5 protein-coding genes and 1 pseudogene are annotated in these 5,086 nt (G+C 71.5%); 3 read left to right on the forward strand and 3 right to left on the reverse strand.

The window, feature by feature from the left end; all coding sequences use genetic code 11:
* Positions 1-862, forward strand: an 862-nt coding sequence (locus Q1N79_RS01360) for an ABC transporter permease subunit (RefSeq protein WP_300603115.1), incomplete at its 5' end; no start/stop codon positions are given.
* A gap of 129 nt (positions 863-991) precedes the next feature.
* On the opposite strand, the pseudogene lipB reads toward Q1N79_RS01360, so the two are convergent.
* A pseudogene (gene lipB / locus Q1N79_RS01365) lies at positions 992-1,630 on the reverse strand (lipoyl(octanoyl) transferase LipB); the annotation flags it as partial.
* 68 nt (positions 1,631-1,698) lie between these two features.
* Between lipB and Q1N79_RS01370 the strand changes: the two are divergent.
* Both Q1N79_RS01370 and Q1N79_RS01375 read left to right on the forward strand, forming a co-directional pair.
* The gene (locus Q1N79_RS01370) at positions 1,699-2,295 is read left to right on the forward strand and encodes a hypothetical protein (protein ID WP_300603117.1); all 597 of its coding nucleotides are present in this window, start codon (positions 1,699-1,701) and stop codon (positions 2,293-2,295) included.
* A 168-nt stretch (positions 2,296-2,463) separates the two neighbouring features.
* Positions 2,464-3,333, forward strand: a complete 870-nt coding sequence (locus tag Q1N79_RS01375; RefSeq protein WP_300603119.1) for an intradiol ring-cleavage dioxygenase — start codon at positions 2,464-2,466, stop codon at positions 3,331-3,333.
* On the opposite strand, the gene Q1N79_RS01380 is transcribed toward Q1N79_RS01375, so the two are convergent.
* Positions 3,314-4,228, reverse strand: a complete 915-nt coding sequence (locus Q1N79_RS01380) for a TIGR01777 family oxidoreductase (protein WP_300603121.1) — start codon at positions 4,226-4,228, stop codon at positions 3,314-3,316. The two genes, Q1N79_RS01375 and Q1N79_RS01380, sit on opposite strands and share 20 nt — an antisense overlap.
* A 13-nt stretch (positions 4,229-4,241) precedes the next feature.
* On the reverse strand, positions 4,242-5,086 hold an 845-nt coding region (locus tag Q1N79_RS01385), incomplete at its 5' end, for a 2-oxo acid dehydrogenase subunit E2 (protein ID WP_300603123.1).

Genomic DNA, 5,086 nt, shown 5'->3' on the forward strand with positions numbered 1-5,086 from the left:
CTACGCCGCCGCGGTCGCCTGCCGGCCCGCAGGCTCAGGGGCCTGCGGGAACCTGGCCGGCTACTTCATGGCCGACTGGCCGACGGCCCAGCTCATCGCGACCCTGCTGCAGGCGGTGCCCGCGCTGATCGGGGCGTTCGCCGGCGCACCGGTGCTGTCCAGGGAGCTGGAGACCGGCACCTTCCGGTTCGCCTGGACGCTGGGCTTCGGCCGGTGGCGCTGGACGCTCGCCAAGCTGGTGCCGCTCGGGGCCGCGGTGGCGGCCGCCGCCGGGCTGTTCAGCCTGCTGTTCTCCTGGTACTTCCAGCCGTTCTTCTCCCAGCAGCTGTTCTTCGGCGGCGCCAACACGATCCCGCTGGCTGCCCTGGTGTTCGACCTGCGCGGGGTCGCGTTCGCCGCCTGGACGCTGGCCGCCTTCGCGATCGGCGCCCTGGCCGGCATGCTGATCCGCCGCGCCGTCCCCGCGATCGCCGCGACCCTGGCCGCCTACACCGGGCTCGCCCTCGCGGTCGGCCTGTACCTGCGCCAGCACTACCTGACGCCGCTGCGCACCAGCCAGCCGGATCTGCCGCGCCTCGCGTGGATCATCAGCCAGCAGTGGTACAAGGGCGGCCAGCCGGTCAGCCAGCCCGCGCTCACCCAGGCCCTGCAGGGGGCGCGGGTGACAGGGAAAGGCGGGGGAATCCCGCAGTCCCCAAGCATCACGCAGTACCTCGTCAAGCACGGGTACACGCTGTGGACGAGCTACCAGCCGGGCAGCCGGTTCTGGCCGTTCCAGTGGATCGAGGGCGGCTGGCTGCTCGCGCTGTCAGCGCTGCTCATCGCCGCGGCCGTCTGGCTGGTGCGCCGCCGCGCCGCCTGATGGATCGCCGAGCGCTGGCGCCCTGCTACCGCGGTGCTCATCCCGGGCGCGCGGCAGCCCCGCTAACGCGCTCGCGCGATCCGTTGGCGAGGTGAGCAGCGGGCAGACCGTGTGCATGCGGTGCCAGGTGCGGTAGCCGAGCGCGGCGGCCAGGTGACGCTCGAGCAGCGGCGTGACGTCGGCGACCGACACCCGGATGCCGGTCTGCTCGGTCAGCGATGTGACACCCGCGTCCCTGATGCCGCACGGCACGATCTTGTCGAACCACGACATGTCGTTGTCGCAGTTCAGCGCCAGCCCGTGCATGGTGACGCCGCGCGCCACCCGCGCGCCGATCGCGCCGACCTTACGGTCGGGGAGGTCGCCGGCAGCGGGAATCCACGCGCCGCTGCGGCCCTCGACCCGCGCCGCCCGCACGCCGAAGTCGGCGCAGACCGCGATCATCGCCTGTTCGAGCGAACGGACGTACGCCATCACGTCCACCGGCTCGCGCAGCTTGACGATCGGGTAGGCGGTGAGCTGTCCGGGCCCGTGCCACGTGATCTTGCCGCCGCGGTCCACGTCGATCACCGGTGCGCCGGCGTCGCCGAACGGCCGGTCGGACACCGCGGTCCGCTTGCCGGCCGTGTACACGGGCTGGTGCTCGAGCAGCAGGCAGCTGTCCGGAATCTCGCCGAGCGCCCGCCGGGCGTGCACCGCCCGCTGCAGGGCCCACGCCTCCATGTAGTCGACCGCGTGCGAGCCGAAGCCGACGTGCGCGTACACCAGGGGTTCCTTCACGTAATCGAGATTACGGCGCGCGTGAGGTCGGCGCGGCAGATGGGAACAACCCAAACGTGATCAACGAGGCCGATCTGCGCGAGATGACCGCGGGCGAGCGCCGCGAGCTAGCCCGTTGCCTTGCCGCTGTTGACTACCCGCATCCGCTGCTCGAGCTGCACCTGGGCAGGCGCAGGAAACTCGCCGTGCTGTTCTCCATCATCTGCTGTACCGTGCTGGTCGGCTGGATCGTCGTGCTGTGGCTCACCTTGCACCGGCACTTCACCGCGACCCACTGGCGGCTGGCGTGGGTCGGGTTCGACGTCGTGCTGCTCGCCGCGTTCGCCGCCACGGGCTGGGCGTTCTGGCGCGGCCGCCAGATTGTGATCGCCTTCCTGCTGATCACGGGGACGCTGCTGTGCTGCGACGCGTGGTTCGACGTGCTGCTCGACCTGGGCACGAGCGATGTGTGGATGAGCGTCGCCTCCGCGGTCGTCATCGAGCTGCCGATCGCCTTCCTGATGTTCAATGCGGCCCGCCGCCTCATCCGGCTATCGGCGCTGGTCGCGATCAGCGAGGCGGCGGAGCGAAAACCGATCCCCGCGTTGTGGCGCATACCGCTGCTCGGCGGGCGCTGGCGCGACGGGGACACTACCCCAATGCCGCGAAGTTAGGATACGAAACGCAGCTCCTATGCCCGGTTTTTACCGTTTTGTCCATGCAATTCGTATCCTATGTCGCCTGGGGGGCGTGGATGGCGCCCGGTTCGGGTGGTTTGCCCGGCCGGGTCCTGCGGGAATGGGGGCTATCCGCCCCCCATTCCCCCCGGTAGCCTCATCTGCATGGCAACCGATTTCACCGAGGAAACCGCAGCCGACGCCGTCACCGAGAGCTTCGCCCCGTCCACGAACCCCCGGCTGCGCGAGATCCTGACCAGCCTGGTCGGGCACCTGCACGCGTTCGCCCGCGACGTCGAGCTGACGATCCCTGAGTGGGAGACCGCGATCGACTTCCTGACCAGGACCGGCCACAAGTGCGACGACGACCGGCAGGAGTTCATCCTGCTGTCGGACGTGCTCGGGATGTCGATGCTGGTCGAGACCATCAGCAACAGGAAATTCGGCGTCGCGACCGAGTCGACGGTGCTTGGCCCGTTCCACGTCGTGGAATCGCCGGTGCTCGAGCTCGGCGCGAACATCGACCTGGTGGGCGGCGGCACGCCGTGCGTGGTCACCGGGCGCGTGGTGTCGGTCGACCGCACGCCGCTGCCCGGTGCGAAGCTGGACGTCTGGCAGGCCAACGACCAGGGCTTTTACGACGTGCAGCAGCCGGACGTGCAGCCACGCACGAACGGGCGCGGGCTGTTCACCGCCGACTCCAACGGCGAGTTCTGGTTCCGCACGGTCGTGCCGAGCCCGTACCCGATCCCGACCGACGGCCCGGTCGGCGAGCTGCTCATCGCCACCGGGCGGCACGCCTACCGGCCGGCGCACATCCACTTCATCGTCACCGCCGACGGGCACCGGCCGCTGACCACGCACATGTTCGTGGCGGGCAGCGACTACATCGAGTCGGACACGGTGTTCGCGGTGAAGAAGTCGCTCGTCGTGGACTTCGCGAAGGTCACCGACCCCGCCGCGGCCGCGAAGTGGAACGTCGCTGTCCCGTTCCGGCACGCCCACTTCGAGATCGTCATGCAGCCTGGGTCGTGAGCTCGGCGGCGAGCGCGGCGCCCACCGCCGGGTAGCGGAACTCGAACCCGGCCGCGAGCAGGCGCCCGGGCAGCACGCGGGCGCTGGTCAGCAGCTCCGATGACATCTCGCCGAGGGCCAGCCGCAGCACCGGCGCGGGCACCCGCAGCCAGCCGAAGTCCGGCCGACGGAACGCGTGGTGCAGGGCCGCGGTCAGTTCGGAGTCCGTCACCGGGTTGGGCGCGGTCAGGTTGTAGGCGCCGCTGCGGCCCGCGTCGTCGGACTCGAGCAGGAAACGGATGGCGCGGATCTCGTCGGTGAGCGAGATCCAGCTCATCACCTGGCTGCCGTCGCCGAACCTCGGCAGCACGCCGAATCTGGCGGGCCGGGCGAGCCGGGCGAGCACGCCGCCGCTCTTGCCAAGGACCAGGCCGCTGCGCAGGTGCGCGACGCGGATGTCCGCCTGCCTGGCGGGGTCGGCGGCGGCCTCCCAGTCGAACACCACCCGCGACAGAAACCCCTTGCCCGCCGGGGCGTCCTCGGTGACCTCCCCGCCGCCCGTGTCGCCGTACCAGCCGATCGCCGACGCGCTGATCAGCGCCTTCGGGGCCGGCTGCGCCGCGGCGAGCGCGGTCGCCAGGGCGCGGGTGGCGAGCACCCGGCTGGCCCGGATCTCGGCCTTGTAGCCCCGGGTCCAGCGGTGGTCGCCGACTCCCGCGCCGGCCAGGTGCACGCAGGCGTCGACGCCGGACAGGACCGGATCGCCTGCGTCGGCGGCCCGCGGGTCCCAGCGCACCTCGTCGGCCCCGCGCGGCGGCCGCCTGACAAGGCGGACGACCTGGTGGCCGTCCGCCCGCAGGCTGGCCGTCAGCGCGGTACCGATCAGCCCCGATGAGCCGGTAACCGCTACCTTCATCGCGCGCTTCGCGTCACAGGCCGAGTTCGGCCTCGAACGCGCCTTCCTCCAGGCGGCTCCGGACCGTGACGAGGAACCGCGCCGCGTCGGCGCCGTCGACCAGCCGGTGGTCGTAGGTCAGCGCCAGGTACACCATCGACCTGACCGCGATCACCTCGCCGAGCGCCGGGTCCTCCACGACGACAGGCCGCTTGACCACGGTGCCGACGCCGAGGATGCCGACCTGCGGCTGGTTGAGGATCGGGGTGTCGAACAGCGCGCCGCGGCTGCCGGTGTTCGTCACGGTGAACGTGCCGCCGGACAGCTCGTCCGGGCCGACCTGGCCGGACCTGGTCCGCGCGGCGACGTCGCTGATCTTCTTGGCGAGCCCGCCGATGTTCAGGTCGCCCGCGTTGTGGATGACCGGCACCATCAGCCCGCGCTCGGTGTCCACGGCGATGCCGAGATGTTCGGCGTCGTGGTAGGTGACCAGCATGTTTTCGGCGTCGATGACCGCGTTGAGCTTCGGGTGCACCTTGAGCGCCTCGACGGCGGCCAGGGCGACGAACGGCAGGAACGTGAGCTTGACACCCTCGCGCGCCTGGAAGTCGGCCTTGGCGCGGTCGCGGAGCCTGGCGATGTTCGTGACGTCCGCCTCGACGACCGTGGTGAGCTGCGCGGAGGTCTGCAGCGACTCGACCATCCGCTTGGCGATGACCTGGCGGGGCCTGGACAGCCGTTGCGTGGTGCCGCGCAGCGCCGACGGGACGAGCACCGGCCGGGCGGGGGCGGGAGCCGGGGCGGCCGGGGCGCCAGCGGCCGCTTCGGGAACGGCCGTCACAGGCGCGACCGCCGTCGGCGCGGCTGTCTGCGCCGCGG

Origin of the sequence: Trebonia sp. (assembly GCF_030042015.1) — a bacterium.
Lineage (GTDB): Bacteria > Actinomycetota > Actinomycetes > Streptosporangiales > Streptosporangiaceae > Trebonia.

Excerpts from the sequence above, each read along its gene's own strand:
- Q1N79_RS01380 (WP_300603121.1), bottom strand. The coding sequence starts at position 4,228 with ATGAAGGTAGCGGTTACCGGCTCATCGGGGCTGATCGGTACCGCGCTG.
- Q1N79_RS01375 (WP_300603119.1), top strand. The coding sequence starts at position 2,464 with ATGGCAACCGATTTCACCGAGGAAACCGCAGCCGACGCCGTCACCGAG.